Annotated in this window: 14 protein-coding genes; 7 read left to right on the top strand and 7 right to left on the bottom strand. The window is 34.9% G+C overall.

From position 1 onward, the window contains the following. Positions 1-22: 22 nt before the first annotated feature. The 3 genes from AC4FQ3_RS19475 (at position 23) to acnA (ending at position 4,662) form a co-directional block, all read left to right on the top strand. Positions 23-775, top strand: a complete 753-nt coding sequence (locus tag AC4FQ3_RS19475) for a carbonic anhydrase family protein (RefSeq protein WP_491182959.1) — start codon at positions 23-25, stop codon at positions 773-775. Next, the gene (locus AC4FQ3_RS19470; protein ID WP_491182958.1) at positions 775-1,566 is read left to right on the top strand and encodes a DUF2490 domain-containing protein; all 792 of its coding nucleotides are present in this window, start codon (positions 775-777) and stop codon (positions 1,564-1,566) included. Before AC4FQ3_RS19475 ends, AC4FQ3_RS19470 begins: the two co-directional genes overlap by 1 nt. A 321-nt stretch (positions 1,567-1,887) precedes the next feature. Next, the gene (gene acnA, locus AC4FQ3_RS19465) at positions 1,888-4,662 is read left to right on the top strand and encodes an aconitate hydratase AcnA (RefSeq protein ID WP_491182957.1); all 2,775 of its coding nucleotides are present in this window, start codon (positions 1,888-1,890) and stop codon (positions 4,660-4,662) included. Positions 4,663-4,747: 85 nt separating this feature from the next. Here the strand turns inward: acnA and AC4FQ3_RS19460 are convergent, their stop codons facing one another. The 4 genes from AC4FQ3_RS19460 to AC4FQ3_RS19445 all read right to left on the bottom strand — a co-directional run bounded on the left by AC4FQ3_RS19460 (position 4,748) and on the right by AC4FQ3_RS19445 (position 9,013). Continuing rightward, entirely contained in the window at positions 4,748-6,382 is a 1,635-nt protein-coding gene (locus tag AC4FQ3_RS19460) for an NADP-dependent glyceraldehyde-3-phosphate dehydrogenase (RefSeq protein WP_491182956.1), read from the bottom strand. 112 nt (positions 6,383-6,494) lie between these two features. Continuing rightward, positions 6,495-7,109 carry a pyridoxamine 5'-phosphate oxidase family protein gene (locus tag AC4FQ3_RS19455; protein WP_491182955.1) on the bottom strand — a complete coding sequence of 205 codons (615 nt, stop codon included), beginning with the start codon at positions 7,107-7,109 and terminating at the stop codon, positions 6,495-6,497. Positions 7,110-7,304: 195 nt separating this feature from the next. After that, on the bottom strand, positions 7,305-7,997 hold the full coding sequence (locus AC4FQ3_RS19450) for a LytR/AlgR family response regulator transcription factor (protein WP_491182954.1): 693 nt from the start codon (positions 7,995-7,997) through the stop codon (positions 7,305-7,307). Further along, on the bottom strand, positions 7,997-9,013 hold the full coding sequence (locus AC4FQ3_RS19445) for a sensor histidine kinase (protein ID WP_491182953.1): 1,017 nt from the start codon (positions 9,011-9,013) through the stop codon (positions 7,997-7,999). Before AC4FQ3_RS19445 ends, AC4FQ3_RS19450 begins: the two co-directional genes overlap by 1 nt. Before the next feature lie 151 nt (positions 9,014-9,164). Between AC4FQ3_RS19445 and AC4FQ3_RS19440 the strand changes: the two genes are divergently transcribed. Then, positions 9,165-10,067, top strand: coding sequence for a DUF6268 family outer membrane beta-barrel protein (locus AC4FQ3_RS19440; protein WP_491182952.1), 903 nt, complete (start codon positions 9,165-9,167; stop codon positions 10,065-10,067). Between the two features lie 84 nt (positions 10,068-10,151). On the opposite strand, the gene AC4FQ3_RS19435 is transcribed toward AC4FQ3_RS19440, so the two are convergent. The 3 genes from AC4FQ3_RS19435 to AC4FQ3_RS19425 form a co-directional block, all read right to left on the bottom strand. Then, positions 10,152-10,985, bottom strand: a complete 834-nt coding sequence (locus tag AC4FQ3_RS19435; protein ID WP_491182951.1) for an SDR family NAD(P)-dependent oxidoreductase — start codon at positions 10,983-10,985, stop codon at positions 10,152-10,154. A 100-nt stretch (positions 10,986-11,085) separates the two neighbouring features. Further along, on the bottom strand, positions 11,086-11,667 hold the full coding sequence (locus AC4FQ3_RS19430; protein ID WP_491182950.1) for a TetR/AcrR family transcriptional regulator: 582 nt from the start codon (positions 11,665-11,667) through the stop codon (positions 11,086-11,088). Between the two features lie 192 nt (positions 11,668-11,859). Then, a complete protein-coding gene (locus tag AC4FQ3_RS19425; RefSeq protein WP_491182949.1) occupies positions 11,860-12,651 on the bottom strand; it encodes a polysaccharide lyase in 792 nt (263 codons plus the stop codon). Between the two features lie 381 nt (positions 12,652-13,032). Between AC4FQ3_RS19425 and AC4FQ3_RS19420 the strand changes: the two genes are divergently transcribed. The 3 genes from AC4FQ3_RS19420 to AC4FQ3_RS19410 all read left to right on the top strand — a co-directional run bounded on the left by AC4FQ3_RS19420 (position 13,033) and on the right by AC4FQ3_RS19410 (position 17,291). After that, entirely contained in the window at positions 13,033-13,221 is a 189-nt protein-coding gene (locus AC4FQ3_RS19420; RefSeq protein ID WP_463460502.1) for a hypothetical protein, read from the top strand. A 670-nt stretch (positions 13,222-13,891) separates the two neighbouring features. Beyond that, a complete protein-coding gene (locus AC4FQ3_RS19415; protein ID WP_491182948.1) occupies positions 13,892-15,694 on the top strand; it encodes a DUF8693 domain-containing protein in 1,803 nt (600 codons plus the stop codon). A gap of 73 nt (positions 15,695-15,767) precedes the next feature. Continuing rightward, positions 15,768-17,291, top strand: coding sequence for a phage tail-like protein (locus AC4FQ3_RS19410; protein WP_491182947.1), 1,524 nt, complete (start codon positions 15,768-15,770; stop codon positions 17,289-17,291). Positions 17,292-17,361 lie beyond the last annotated feature (70 nt).

Here is a 17,361-nt window from a genome sequence, read left to right as displayed (position 1 = left end):
GCTGATTAATTTAAAAAAAGAAATGGAGAATCAACTTAAATCAATAGTAATGCTATGCGCAGCTGTGCTTTTGGTTTCTTGCAACAACGCAACAAAAACGAAAGAATCAAATTTAATTTCTAATCCGGCAGAAGATTTAAAACCTGTAATTTCTCATGTAATGACCAAAGAAGAGCAAACCAGACTTACGCCTGATGCTATTTTACAGGAATTTATAGAAGGAAATAAACGTTTTCAAAGTGGTACAACAACTGTGCGTGATCACAGTAAACAAGCAAGAAAATCGGCACCAGGTCAGTACCCAAAAGCAGTTATTTTAAGTTGTGTAGACAGTCGTGTTCCTGTTGAAGATGTTTTTGACCAAGGGTTAGGAGATATTTTTGTTGGACGTGTAGCTGGAAATTTCGTAAACGAAGATTTATTGGGAAGTATGGAATTTGCCTGTAAAGTTTCGGGTGCAAAATTGGTTTTAGTAATGGGACACCAGCATTGTGGAGCCATAAAAGGCGCAATTGATGATGTAAAATTGGGTAACATTACAGCTATGCTTTCAAAAATAAAACCGGCTGTAGCAATAAGTCAGAATTTTAATGGTGAAAAAACGTCTAAAAATGATAAATTTGTAAAATACGTTTCAGAAAACAATGTAATTTATACTATCGATCAAATTCGTAAAAAGAGTCCTATTCTTAAAGAAATGGAAGATAAAGGTGAAATTAAAATTGTAGGCGTGTTTTATAACTTAACAGACGGAACACTTGAATTTTTAAAATAATGAGCATTAAGAATTATTTATGGACCATCCTTTTAGTTGGTGGTTTGCAATCGGCAGTTGGACAAAACAATCGCATACACACCAATAACGAGATTGGATGGTATAACTTTTTTGGAACATTTAAAATATCGGAAAAATTTGGAATCCATACCGAATACCAATGGCGCCGAAATGAATATATTACCGAATGGCAGCAAAGTTTATTGCGCGTTGGAATAAATTATAACCTAAATCCAAGAGTACAATTTCGAGTTGGATATGGCTGGATAGAAACTTATCCGTATGGCGAAATCCCGATAAATGGAATGGGCAGGGATTTTACAGAACACCGAATTTTTGAAATGGTACAGCTTGGACATAAAGAAGGAATCGTTGATTTTTCGCATCGATTTATGCTGGAACAAAGATTCGTCGGCCGTTACAGTTCATTAGCAGAAACAACCGAAGACGAATTTCCGTTATTAAACAGAATCAGATATATGATAAGGGTTCAGGTTCCTTTAAAAGGGAATGAAATAAAAGACAAAACACCTTATTTGGCTTTCTACGATGAAATTTTTATTGGTTTTGGAAAAAATGTAAATGTCAATGTGTTTGACCAAAACAGAATCGGAATTTTATTAGGTTACCGATTTAATAAAAATGTACGAATTGAAGGAGGTTATCTTAATCAAACCGTACAATTGGGCCGACAAATAAACGGACAAAACGTTTTTCAAAACAATAATGGATTTATATTGAATACCAATTTAAATTTTGACCTGACCAAAACAAATAAAGCGATTGAATAGCGCTTTTAAGACCCGCATAAAAAAAGCTGAAAAGTAACACTTTTCAGCTTTTTTATTTTCTATATCTTTTAGAATAACTTCTGAATCGAAATATTCATCTGTTTTTTTCATAATTATCGAAAAAAACACTATCAAATAACGATATATCATAAACATAATTAACTAACTTCACGTAAAAGTACTAAAAATCAATACTTTAAAAATACGGCAGACTTTTTGGCAATAAAACTTAAGTTTATGAACCAAAAAAGTAATTGATCAATAGCTGTATATCTACACGTTCAATTGTATCACACCATTTTAAATTAAATACTGTTAATTATGCAAAACGACATTTATCAAATTAAAAGGCTGTTAACTTCTAAAAACAAGACTTTTTCTTATTACAGTCTTGCCGAGATGGAAAACCAGGGATTTAATATTAAAAAAATGCCATTTTCTATTCGGATTCTTTTAGAAAATGTACTACGAAATTATGATGATTTTGCCATCACAAAAGAAAACATCGAAACCCTGCTGAACTGGAAACCAGAAGCTTCTGATAAAGATATTCCCTTTAAACCTGCGCGTGTACTTATGCAGGATTTTACGGGAGTTCCGGCTGTTGTGGATATTGCCTCTCTAAGGGCTGAAGCACAGCGCAGAGGGAAAAATCCTGATATGATAAATCCATTGATTCCTGTAGACCTGGTTATCGATCATTCTGTACAGGTTGATTATTTTGGAACGGAATATTCCTACTTAAGTAATATGGAAGAAGAATACAAGCGTAATTCTGAACGTTATGAATTCTTAAAATGGGCCCAGCAGTCCTTTAGTAATTTTAGTGTTGTTCCTCCAGGTATGGGAATCTGCCATCAGGTTAATTTAGAATATTTATCTAAAGGTGTGATTGAAAGAAATGGAGAGATTTTTCCGGATACTTTGGTTGGAACCGACAGTCATACGCCAATGGTAAACGGAATAGGTGTAATCGCATGGGGTGTTGGAGGTATCGAAGCCGAGGCCGCTATTTTAGGACAGCCTATTTATTTTATTATGCCCGAGGTTATCGGACTTAAGCTTACGGGAAAAATTCCGCTTGGTTCAACAGCCACAGATATGGTACTTACTATTGCAGAGCTACTTCGAAAATATGGTGTTGTCGGTAAATTTGTAGAAGTATTTGGTCCCGGGCTTGACAGTTTAAGTGTTCCTGATCGTGCTACTATTGGTAATATGTCTCCTGAATTTGGCTGTACTGTTACCTACTTTCCTATTGATGAAAAAACATTGGAATATATGCGCCTAAGCAACCGTTCTGAAGATCAGATTGATTTGGTCGAAGAATATTGTAAAGCTAATTTATTGTGGAGAACAGGCGATGAATCTATAACCTACACCGACATTCTTGAACTTGATTTGTCTACTATAGAACCTACTATTGCGGGACCAAAAAGACCGCAGGATAAAATTTTGCTTAAGAATTTACAGCCTTCTCTAGTAGATATGCTCGACAAAAGCTTTGGAAGAAAAAGTCTTCCCCAAAAACAAGTTGTTCGTTGGTCGGGCGAAGGAGGTTCGCAGCCAATACAGGGAGATGCCGTAATTTCCGAGAATGCAAAAATTGAAGAAAAAGTAGAAGATGGTATAAAAAGCGTTGCCGTAACTTTAGGCAATGAACAATTTATGCTCTCTGATGGCGCAGTTGCTATTGCTGCTATTACATCATGTACCAACACTTCCAATCCTTATGTAATGATTGGTGCGGGACTTGTTGCCAAAAAAGCCAGAGAAAGAGGGCTTAGCGTAAAGCCGTGGGTAAAAACTTCACTTGCGCCAGGCTCAAAAGTAGTAACCGACTATCTTGCCAAAGCAGATTTATTAGGAGATCTTGAAGCTTTAAAATTTCACGTTGTGGGCTACGGATGTACTTCCTGCATTGGTAATTCAGGTCCTTTGCCTGCCCATATTGCCAAAGCTATTGAAGACCACGACCTTGTTTTGGCATCTGTTTTATCTGGTAATCGAAATTTTGAGGCGAGAATTCATCCTCAGATTAAAATGAATTTTTTAATGTCGCCCATGCTTGTAGTCGTTTTTGCACTTGCAGGCAAAGTAGATATTGACTTAATGAATGAACCTGTAAGTTTTGATCCAAATCAGCTGCCGGTTTACCTGAAAGATATCTGGCCAACAGATGATGAAATCCATCAGGTTTTAAGCGATGTTTTATCTCCTAAACAATTTGCTAAAAGTTATGAAACTATTTTTGACGGAAACGAAACATGGCAAAAATTAAAAATACCGGAACAAAAAATATATGCCTGGGATGATCAGTCTACGTACATTAAGGAAGCTCCATTTTTTAAAAATCTTACCGAATTTCCAAAAGAATTACAAGATATTGAAAATGCCCGTACTTTATTAGTACTTGGAGACAGTATTACGACAGACCACATTTCACCTGCGGGTTCTTTTAATGAAAATTCTGCAGCCGGCAAATATTTATTGGGCCGAAATGTTGAAAAAGCCGATTTCAATTCTTACGGTTCCCGTCGTGGTCATGATGAAGTTATGGTTAGAGGAACCTTTGCCAATGTGCGTATTAAAAATGCTTTGGCAGATAAAGAAGGCGGGTATACTAAATATCTTCCAACAGGTGAAGAAATGAGTGTTTATGATGCCTCGATACAATATAAAGCCGCTAATACTCCGTTAATCATCCTTGCAGGAAAAGAATACGGCAGCGGATCATCAAGAGACTGGGCCGCAAAAGGAACTTTTTTATTGGGGGTAAAAGCTGTACTTGCTGAAAGCTACGAACGTATTCACCGAAGCAATTTAGTTGGTATGGGAGTTCTGCCTTTACAATATAAAAATGGAGAAAATGCTTTAAGTCTTGGACTTACCGGAACGGAAACTTTTTCTATATCCGGAATCGCACAGGATATAAAACCTTTAAAAGAGCTACAAGTAACCGCTCAAAAAGAAAATGGTGAAGTGATTAGCTTTGATGTTATTGCAAGACTGGATTCAAAAATTGAAATTGAATATTACAGAAACGATGGAATATTACAGTATGTTTTAAGACAATTTCTTCAAGCAGCGGAATAAAAATTATAAGCAATTAAAAAAACAAAGGCTGCAATTATTGCAGCCTTTGTTTTATAACCAACTAATATAGTTTGTTGTCTAAATTCTAAAATATATAATCTGTACTTAGAAAATTAGAATCATGATCCCTTATAATAGAATTAAATAATTTTTTATTTGCATCTGTAGATTTAGTCGCCACAAGCGAACGTATTGAAAAAGATCGCAAAGCATCAGATATTGATAAAGTTCCTTCTGCGCTGTCTTTTCTTCCTGTAAAAGGAAATACATCCGGTCCGCGCTGTGAAAGACAATTAATATTAACGCGGCTTACCAGATTAACAAACGGATCAATAAGGCTTGAAACTTCTTTTGGGTCTTCGCTAAAAATACTAACCTGCATACCGTGAGAGGCATTAATCTGATAGTCTATAGGTTCGTCTATAGAATCAAAAGGTACAACCGGAATTATGGGTCCAAATTGCTCTTCATGATACAATTTCATTTTATCATTTACAGGATATACAACAGCAGGAAAAACAAGTGAATGATTAGAATAACCGCCATTCTCATTTATGATTTTTGCTCCATTTGCCAAAGCATCGTCTAAACAAGTTTTAAGATAAGCCGGCTTGTCAAATTCAGGAAGTGGTGTTATTTTAACATCTTTTTCCCACGGAAGTCCCGGTTTAAGAGCTGCTACAGCATCACTTAATTTTTTAACAAACTCATCTGCGATTTCTTTTTGTACAAAAATTAGTTTTAATGCCGTACAACGTTGTCCGTTAAATGATAACGATCCTAAAAGGCATTCACTTACTGCCACGTCAATATCGGCGTGTTTGGTGACAATTGCTGCATTTTTGGCGTCAAGACTTAAAATAGATCTTAGTCTGTTTGCTTTTGGATGCAATTTCTTTAAGCCATTTGCGACATTACTAGAGCCTATAAAAGCCAATACATTGACTTTACCACTCTCCATTAACGGAGAAATTATCTCAGCTCCTCTACCGTAAAGCGTATTTACCGTTCCCGGAGGAAATGCTTCTTTAAAAGCATTAAGCAAAGGATAATGCGCTAAAACTCCATGTTTAGGTAATTTAAACAAAATAGTATTTCCCATTATAAGAGCGGGAATCAAAGTGGTGAAAATTTCATTAAGAGGATAATTAAATGGTCCCATACTTAGAACAACTCCCAATGAAGATCTGCGAATTTGAGCCAGCACACCTTCTGCTTCCTCAAATCTTGATGATTGTCTGTCCAGATCTTTTAGTGCATCGATAGTAGCATTTATATATTCTACTGTTCTGTCAAATTCCTTTGTTGAATCCGGAAGGCTTTTTCCGATTTCCCACATCAATAATTTAATAACTAACTCACGTTGTTGGATCATTAGGTATACAAATTTCTGCATACATTTAATTCTGTCTTCAACACTCATAGTTGGCCAGACTCCTTGTCCGTTATCATAAGCCGCAACTGCTGCATCCAGAGAAACTAAAGCTTCTTTGGCAGAAGTATGCGGAATTGTTCCTACCAACTTGCGCTTAAGTCCATCGGGACCAGGAATAAAAACCGGTGAAAAAACTTCGGTAACCTCACCATTCCAGGGAACTAACTTCCCATCTAATAAATATTCACGCTGATGAATTTCAGAAATCTGATATTCCTGAGGAATTAAGTTTTCCTCCACAAACAGACCGTCAATAGCAGTCTGGGATACTTTTAAATTTTCCATATTCAATAAATTATTTTGTAATCAGGCTTTTCAATAAAAATGTACTACTAATTTAAGATATTTAATTCTTTAACAATCATAAGATCAGGATTATTAAACAAGTATTGTAACATTATTTATTTGACAATTTTGATTCAAGCTCTTTTATCTTATTTTCTAGGTTTTTAATGTATTCTCTTTGTGGTAATAAAGCTTCTTCTATCTCTTCTGTTGTGTAACGAGGTGTTATATGCTGTGGACAATTCCAGTCGTATGCCTGAATTTCAAAAATCATCATTCTTTCTGGTTTAAATTTGTAATCTGTTGGTTTCAAAAGATTATATAATTCTTCATTTTCATTTAAATCAACAATTTTTGCATGTGCATAAATCTTTAGCCTTGCTCTTTGTGGATATGATAGCAGTATTAAAGCTACATTTTCATTTTTAGAAATATTACCTGTCGAAATATATTGTCTGTTTCCTACAAAATCTACAATTCCGATTGTTTTATTATCTATTACCTTAATAAATCCTGCCGGTCCGCCACGGTGTTGAATGTATGGATATTCATTTTCTCCAAAACTGGCCATATAAAAACTATCCCTATCACCAATAAAATTAATTTCGTTATCTGTAAGTCCATCAACAACCGACATTTTTTCCATACGGTCATAAGTACTTCTGCTTCCAACTTCTTCCTGTATTTTTTTTATGGCATCCGTAAATGCTAATTGTGAGTAGTTCATACTTTGAGGATTTTAGTTTTCTAACTATTGTGAAAAGTCTAATTTAAGGATCATCAAGGCTATTATTTTGAATGTAAAAATGTCCTTTAAATTACTATATAAATTTAATTGATTTCTTTATATAACTTTTCTTTTACGATCAGTAATATCTATGATCCAATGAATATCTTCCTGCATCCATAAAAAAAATGAGCCCTAGCGCGGAAGAAAAATACCCAAAATAGCTTCCTTTCTATTTCTGGCAATGGGCAAACTGATTTCATTCAGATATAAAGTACTACCATCTATATGGGTAATATATTTTGTATTGACGATATAGGATTTATGAATTTGTAAAAAATCCTCCTGAGGCAACTGGTCCAAAATACTCTTTAAAGTATGGTGTACAATTATTCGTTTGTGGTTTTCAAGATGTATTTCGACATAATTCTGCATACTCTTGACATATAAAATTTGAGTGGGTATTACTTTAAAAAAAACTCCATTTTCTTTGAAGAACAAAGGCTTAACTGTGTTTTCCTGATGAAACATTAAATCATACATCTTTTTTGCCTTAAAAACAGAGGCTTTAAAATCTTCAAAAAAGATAGGTTTGAGTAAATAATCTACCGCATTTACCTTGTATCCTTTCAAAGCATATTCGGAGTAAGCAGTTGTAAAAACAATCATCGAGGGCTTATCTGCTATCATTTTTGCAAACTCCAATCCGTTTAAAAAAGGCATTTGTATATCCAGAAATATCAGGTCGATGGTTTCACTTTTTAATTTTTCCATTGCCTGATGCGCATTTGAAAACGAACCTCTGTTTTCCAAAAAATCAAATTCTTTGATGAATTCACTCAATCCTTCGCGGGCAATGCGCTCGTCATCTATTACTATACATGTCATTACCTATTCAGATTTATTTGGAGTTCTACTCTGTATTTATTTTCTTCCCTCTTAATATCCAGACTATAATTACCCGGATAAGAAAGATCCAGTCTCTTCTTAACATATTTTAGCCCGACACCTTTTGCTTTTTTATTGTCTGATGCTGAATTGGCCGTGTTTTCTATTTTCAGGAACAGGTTATTTTCATTTTCCAAATAGATGTGCAAGTGTATGTAATTGGTTTTATCAGCAAAATCAGAAACATGTTTAAAGGCATTTTCAATGAAAGTCGATAAGAGAAACGGAATGATCATTAAGTGATTTTCTGCAATATTACATTGAAAGGAAATCTGCAAATCTTCACCGGATCTATCTTTTTCTAATTCAAAATAATGCTTCAAAAAAGAAATTTCGTCATCTAGCTTTATCCATTTGTTTTGTGATTCGTAAACATAATACTGCAGTATTTTACTGTATCTGGAAAGCAGTTCGAGAGCTTCCTCTTTATCCTTTCGAATTAAAAATTGCAGATTGTTTAAGATATTAAAGGTAAAATGCGGACTTAATTGCGTTCGCAGGTTATCAATTTCGTTTTCTAAAACACTATTTTTCAACTCCTGATGAAGTTTTTCAGATTCTACGTTCTGCTTGAATAACTCTATTGAATAACTCCCTCCGGAGATCAAAATACTTACCATCAGCATTCCGAAAAATAAAGACAGCATGTCATTGGGCATTACGAGCCTCTCAGAGGGAATTGCTCCCACAATTAAACAGCCTTCAAATGTCAAAATTACAGCTGTTAGCACACTGGCAAACAAAGCATATAGAATGAATTTTATGGAACTTTCACTATTCAAATACCTTTTTGCCAGCCTGTTTATCACACACAGCACATGTATTCTCAATGTTAATGTGATGGATAGTGAAAACAAAACACCGCCCAAAAATGACAAGTCATCGGACAATTGCAATAAAGTCATCAGGAACATAAAAATCCAAAAAACGTAATCTGCTTTTTTTACAGTAAACATGGCTTGTTTTATTTTTTTACAAAAATACCTTTTTCTAATCGGCAATAGAAAACCGTTGGTCAACAAAAAACGACCACTTGTCAAAAGCAAAAAAGAGCATTGAAGTAAAAATATAGTTTTGTTCCGAAATTTTTAGAAACAAATCCATATCATGAAAACAACATTAATTTTAGCGGCATTACTTTTTTTACTTATGAATGTAAAATCAAGAGCACAAGTATCTTTTAAAACCGAATATTTTGGTACATCAAACTATAAAAATAACGATGGGGAAAAAGTCGGCAATAGTAAAGGCTCTGCTATGGTTTATAGCGGAATTGCCAATATTCCTCTTGCTATAAAAATAAATAAGGACAGCCTTGCATCAACATGGGTTCTTAATTTATCCGGCGATCATGCTTCGCTTGACAACAAAAATTTTACTAAGGACTTGGTTTTATCCCATATTACCAACGTTCAGTTGTCGGTTGTTAACATTCGCCAATTGAGTCAAAAATGGTCACTTATTGCTTTTGCCGGTGCGGGAATTTACACCAGCGAAACCCAAATTTCTAAAGTAAATGCCAATAGTATTCTGGGCAATGGTGGTGTTATTTTTGTAAAAAAAATTAACCCTAAACTGGATCTTGGTGCAGGACTTGCCCTGACAAATACTCTTGGATACCCAATGCTTTTTCCTGCTCTATATGTAAATTACAACTCAGAAGGAAAATATACTTTTAAGTTTTCAATGCTAAATGGAATTCAGGCTTCAGCCGGATACAATTTTAATAAAACATTTGATTTACATCTAATTACAGAAATGAATGGTCAGATGGCTTTGCTTAAAAAAGACGGTAAAAATGTGATTTTTACACATCAGTATGCTGTCGCAGGATTAAGGCCTGAAATCAAAATAAATAAGAATATCTCCTTACCTATTACACTTGGTGTCAATGCCGTACGATTTGCTTATTTTCAGGATCGAAACCTCAAAAGCTTTTTTAAAGATAAAGAAAGTTCCTATTTTGATTTTTCACCGTATGCAGCAGCTCAAATAAATTATAAATTTTAAAAATATAAAGGATTTCAATAAACAGAAAAAGCTCCAGCCTCACAGCAGGAGCTTTACTATTACTATTATTAATTCATTAAATTATTATAGCGTGGTGAGCACACCGCCATCTACTCGTGTAATGGCTCCGTTGGTTGCAGAAGCTAAAGGACTGCAGAGATATACTGCCATGTTTGCTATTTCTGAAGGGGTAATAAAACGCTGTAGAAGCGAGGTTGGATTGGTATTTTGTATAATAAGTTCTTTCATTTGCTCCTCTGATAATTGCTGTGCCTGGGCAATCTGCGAGACAACCTCTGCCACACCATCAGAATAAGTAGGGCCTCCTAAAATAGAATTAACAGTAACCTGAGTATCTTTGGTGAGTTTAGAAAGACCGTTGCTAATGGAAAGCAAAGCGGTTTTGGTCATTCCGTAATGGATCATGTTTTCCGGAATATTAACTCCGGATTCACTACTGATAAACAGGACTCTGCCCCAGCCTCTTTCTATCATTTTTGGAAATAATGCCCTTGAGAGCCTAATACTGCTCATAACATTAATTTCGAAAATAGATAACCACTGCTCATCTGTAATTTCCGTAAAAGCTTTTAGTTCAAAAACTCCAACATTGTTGATCAGAATATCTACCTGTGGCAAAGCATCTATTAAAGCATTGACCTGCTCTACATTTGAAAAATCAGCCGCTATACCCGACACTTCTGCCTGAGGTATTTCCTGCCTGAGTTTTTGAAGAGCATCCTCTATTTTAGCCTGATTTCGACCGTTTATGATAACAGTGGCCCCCTCATTAAAAAGCTGGCGGGCAATGGCATAACCGATTCCTTGAGTTGAACCGCTGATAAAAGCGATTTTTGATTGTAATTGTAAATCCATTTTATATTGATTATTGTATTGATTACTACAAAAATAATTCAAAGAAAAAGAGCTGTTTATTTCTTTATTTTTTGAATAAACTAATTTTCTATTTTTCTATTTATTTTGTATTGATTACTACAAAAATGTGTAAAAAAAAAGCTTAGGTCAATATACTAAGCTGCATTTCTATTTGTGCTTTAAGAATTGCATTATCGGGATACATACGCCTTGTTACATTAAATCCGCACCAGAAGGTAATTAAGTAACGCCCCAGGATCTCAGCGCTGGTATTGTTTTTCATGGTTCCGTCCCTTTGGGCTTTTTCAATAACATTAATATACATCTGTTCCACTTCTTTTAAAACCCTAACCGCTTCTTCCTCGAGTGACTGATCAACAAAAGTCATTTCCGTAACAGTATTTGCAATCAGGCAGCCCTGCAAATGAGTCTGTTTGTCGGCATGTGCCAGTGAGCGGTAAAAATCTTTAATCACTTCAAGTGGCGCTGTGCTTGCATCAACGATGGCTTTAAACTCGGAAAAAGCTTCTCTGCGCTGTTGAATAGCCCTGGAAAACAACTCCTTTTTGCCTCCTTTGAAAGTGTTATAAAAACTGCCGCTTCCGATCTGCATGGCTTTTAACAAATCTTCAAGTGAAGTGGCTGTGTACCCTTTCTCCCAGAAAATGTGCTGTGCCTTTTCCAGCAACTCTTTCTCCTTAAAAATCGTAGGTCTTCCTCTCATTTTGTTATTTTGTATTGATCGATACAAAAATAGAATCTTTCTTTTAAAAAAGAAGTTTTTCAGTATTATTTTTTCATAAACTTCCGAAGTACTGTCTAACCTAACCGGTAAGGAAAGAATTATAATAAAAAAAGGCTGTCTTTAAAAGACAGCCTTTCGTTGCAAAATATTTAATTTATTAGCATATAAATATTATTGAGCATCCCAAGACGCACTGCCATAATAAATAGAGCTTGTTACAGGGGCTTTCCAATATTCCTGACTGCCGCCACGGAAGGTATGAAGACTTACTGCATTAACATTTCGCTTAGAATCGTTAGTTACCCAACGAATTGTTTGATTCAATATTTCTGTACCATTTACATAATATTTGACATATCCATTTGTATTTGATCCAGTATTTAACTTAACAGATATCTGACAGTTATACGTCACTCCTTCTTGTATGTAGTACTTTTTTCCAAAATCATTCCCATATTGTCCGGGCTGATCTTTATAGTAAACATAAGGCTGGAGATAAGCTCCGCTTCCTTTCGCAGTGTTTGATCCATTCGGGCAATACCACATAAATCTGGCACTACCGCCATTGCCATCCCATCCTGGGTCGCCTCCGGTATTCTGGTCACCAATTAGTATTCCATATCCGCATTTACCGCCTCTGCTCCAATAAAATCCGGAATTAAATTTCATAGTAAACCAAACGGTGTAAACGCCTTCTGACCAGACGCCATACGATGTACACAAACCACCTGGACATGTTAGTGTATTTGTTTTCAATGTAATTGTTCTGGCTCCGGCACTGCCTAGCGCAGCAACAAGTGAAGCGGCATCTTTGTTGGTACTTTCCGGCGTGTCTTTGTTTTTACTTTGTATCACATCTTTGTTAACGCTTTGTGGTACATCTAAATTTTCTTCCTTTTCACAGGAATTAAATAATAATGCTGTAATAAATAGCATACTTGTCAATTTTAAGATTTTTTTCATTTTTTTAAAGGTTAAAGGGTTAGTAAATAAATAGGTAGTAATTATATCGTTCCTGCAATTGTGCTGAACTTGCTATTGCATTTATATTTTTTCTGATTATTCTAAATCACGTCAGGTTTGTGACGCTATTAGCAATTAACATCACAAAGTTGATAAATAATAACTGTCACAAGGAGTAGTAAAGTACGTTTTTACGTACACAAAAATCCAGCTTAAGAATTTTGTGCATATTTTTTTAGATAAAAAAAACACTACTTTATTTGAGTGCTTATTTATATCCACGACTTTAATTTTATAAGATCAGCATTAAAAGATATAACATTAAAAAGCAGCTGTATTTAGATATTTGTAAAGTAAATACAGAAATCTAATACAACAATTATGAATACCAAATTTAAAAAAGGACAGGAAGTTAAACAGGAATTTGGAGGTCCTGTAATGAAGGTAATAGGCTTTGAGCCAGAGCTAATTGAAAATATTATTACACAATGGGAAGACGAGGAAGGAACTATCATAACAGCAAAATTTATGGATTCTGTTCTGGTACCTGCCAATGAAAACACAAATTGAATTGCTCATTAGGATTTCAATTAGAATAAACCCACAGCATAAAAGTGTTGATTTAAAACACATTATATAAAGACGTAACAACAACTCCTCAAATGACATTGTTGTCTCAATTAAAATTTCCCTAAGTAGAATCTCCAGAAGATTCTGCATTTCCACCACCGTTTTTTCGAAGTACCCTTTTTTGATTGTAGCTTTTTGAATATACAAATGAGCTAGAAGTAACTACATATTTTTCTTAAATAGAAATTATGAAACTTTTGAGGAAAATTATATAAGAAAAAAAATGTCCGAAAATATTTATTTGCAAGTAGTAAAACTTGTACAAAAATAAACTACATAATTTACAACGTTCTTATCAGATGTTATTACACTGTATTAATGATCCCAAATAAATTAATCTACCATCATAATAATTAGTCTCTTATGAAAAGATATACGCTCTTTATAATGTTAATTTCCTCTATATGCCTTGCTCAGAATACCCCTCCACCACCGGGATTGCCAGATCCACCGGCAGTCTCCATAAATAGCATAGATATTATTTTATTAGTCACAGCAATTTATCTTGGCTTCTATTTCATTTTTAGAGACAAAATAAAAAGATGAATTAAAATAAAAATGTATCATCCCATGGAAAACACCATTAATTAATCTACAAAAATTGTGGCCAATGAAAAGAAAAATATACTTACTATCAATTGTGATTTCAGTTCAGAGTTTTGCTCAAATATATGTAGGTGCAAACACACCTGTTTATGTGAAAAACCAAGTGCTTTATGTTGGTCAAAATATAAATTTGGCAGCTAACTCCAATCTTTATTTGAGAAATAATTCTCAATTCGTACAAGGTACATCCGGATCTTCTACCAATACCGGAACTGGAATTTTATCGGTTTATCAGGAGGGAACTTCTGATAATTTTGACTACAATTACTGGTGTTCACCCGTTGGAAATAATATTGCGTCTTCTGTTAATAATAATTTCGGAATCACTTTATTATATCGACCTTCTACATCGATCGCTTCTACAAATGCTGCGATACTGCCCATTGGGAGTTATAATGGAACAGCCAATCCGTTAGCAATAGCCTCACATTGGATTTATAAATTAACAAATGCCAATAAATACTCGCAATGGGTTCAGGTGGGAAGTGCTACAACAATTGCTCCCGGAGAGGGATTTACGATGAAAGGAACCAGCGGTTCAGATAATACAGATCCTGAAGGAACCGGTATTGTAAACAATCCTGGTACAGGCGCGCAAAGATATGATTTTAGAGGAAAACCTAATGACGGAAATATCGCCGTTACTGTTGGTACCAACAATGCAACCCTAACCGGAAATCCTTATCCATCAGCTTTACATCTAAATGCTTTTCTGTTAGATCCAACAAATAATGCTTCAACTGGTATTGCGTATTTTTGGCAACAGGACAAAAATGTAAATTCTCATTTTCTCTCTGCATATCGAGGAGGATATGCCGCATATTCGCCGGTTAGTTTAGGTTCGAATGGAATTTATACCGCAGCAACATTTAGATCCTATAATAGTGACGGAACATTAAACAATAATCCACCAATCGGCACAAGTCCTGTTGTGCAAAGAAAATATCTCCCAATTGGCCAGGGCTTTTTGATAAATGGAGCTAGTAATGGGACAGTAACTTTTAGAAATTCGCATCGTATTTTTTATAAAGAAGGAAGCGGTTTATCACAATTTGAAAAAATTCCAAAAAAAACAACTTCTAAAACACAAGACGAATCTGAAAAAGAAGAAGCTGTACTTCTTTCTTATTTTAAGATTAACACAATTATAAATAATGAGTTCACCAGACAACTTGCTTTAGCATTCACACCTCAAGCTACAGATGGAATTGACAGGGGAATCGATGCTAAAAATTTAGACGAAAGCCTTCCTAATGATGTTTCTTTTTGGATAGAAAATAGTAATTATGTAATTCAGGGAACTAGTTTTGATGCATCAAAAAAAATTCCGCTCTCTGCAAAAGCAACTACAAAAACAACCTTTAAATTTTATATCCCCGAAATTGTTGATTTTGATAGTTCACAGCAAATTTATATATATGACGCACTTGATATGTCCTATCATGACATTAAAAATGGGGTATATGAAGTTACTGTAGATCCCGGAACGTATGCAGAACGTTTTAAAATAAGTTTTACCAACCAGACACTTGGAACAAATCAAGAAAATAAGACTAATTTTTATATCACTCAAGACAATAAAAATCAAGTTTTAAAAGCACTTAATCCAAATAATATAGCAATACAATCATTTGTTCTATATGACGTTTTGGGCAAAGCAGTACTTTCAAAAAACAATATCGGAATTGAGCAGAGCTACACTTTTTCAACTTCCGGGCTTAGTTCTGGTATTTATATTGCAACATTCCTTACTACTGATAATATAAAAATTACCCAAAAAGTTATTATCTCCTATTCCGGCAAATAGTAATTCATCCATAATTATAATCTAACAGCCTGCTTAACATTTAAAATCTTTCATTAATTAATATTAGAAATTTATGGTAACTACACGTACTTCACAAAATACTAAAATTATATTATTGCTGTTTTTCTACTTCTTAACTTTTATTGGGAATGCACAAGTTGGTATTGGTACTACTAATCCAAATACCAGTTCTGTTTTGGATATATCTTCTACAACACATGGTATGCTGGCTCCAAGGATGACAACTGCTCAAAGAAACGCTATTGTAACACCTGCCGATGCATTACTGGTTTATGATACTGATGTAAAATCGTTTTATTATTATAATGCAACTACGGCGGCCTGGACAATTCTTAGCGGCGGTACACCTACGAGAGCAAATTTTAAGCGTATTAAAGCCGGGGACAACCTGGCTGTTGTTCTTGCTCCTGAACTTGCGGCGGGTGGAGGTGCTAAATATGTCTTAACCGCAAACACTTTGTATGAAATTAATGGTCAGGTTGTATTTAATTTGCCTATAGATTTAAATAATGCTTATCTGGATGGTCTGGATGCTAATGAAGATATAATCGTAAAAACATCGGGGGTTCTTTTTGACGGCACAACAGGAGGCAGTATTAGAAACCTAACCATAACTACGCCGGGTGCTACTGTTTTTAATTTGAATGCGGCAGCATCAACTTCTACCTTTTTACTTAGAGATACTGTTATTGCCAATTCAAATAATATTGGTCTCATTTCTGGTTATGGACTCGTTTTTTTAAGCATCGTTAATTTTTCAGGAAATACAAATGGTATTACTTACAATAATATTGGTCAATTACTATTGAGCAATCAGGCTTGGTTTAGTAATAATGGAGGTACCTATGAAAAATTTACCGGCACATTTAATCTGATAGAAAAACAGGGAGGTTTCTCCAATGTAGCTAGTGGAGCTTTCGGTTTAGATGTTTCTACGCCGGGTCTTACAATCAGCGGGGATGCTGTTTTAGAGTCTGTTGTTTTTACAGGTCCTACTCCGGCAAATTATGTCAGACCATATCCGGCATCTTCAACAACATACACAGGCTATAACTTTAATAACAGCTGGACGGTTAGGGCTGCGGGAATTCCCACCGAGGCAGATGCGAATGCAGTAGGCGATTTTGCAATAGATTATGCGGTTAATAATGTGGGAGTCAATGTACCTTTGAACAATTCTACACCAAGTAATATTGTAAAAGTAGGAGTAAGTACAGGTACAGCACCTACTACAATATATTCAAATTTGTTTAGATTTACGACTGATGCGACTTCTGCCGGTTACAACAGATTAGTTTACGCCGGAAAAAAGAAAAGAATTTTTCAAATTACTGGTACTATTTCCATTCAGGTACCCGGAGCCGGGATTTTTTTAGCATACGTTACTAAAAATGGCACTCCTTTAACACAATACAAAAATTATGGAAGAAGTACTATTAGTGGTGATATTATAAACCTTTCCTTGCAGGCCACGGCAGAATTAAATACTGGTGATTATATAGAAGTGGCTGTACAGCGTAATTCCGGAGCGACAGGTACAGTCTCTGTACCAACTTTAGCAATAACGGTAAAATAAGTAAATCATCTCACATATTATATTTTTTTTTATTGGGAAGTTCCGGCTATTTTTTGCAGGAACTTCCCAA

The organism is Flavobacterium sp. AK-345 (assembly GCF_058310175.1).
The sequence above is the reverse complement of the archived record's forward strand: the minus strand, read 5'-3'. Positions and strand labels throughout refer to the sequence as shown.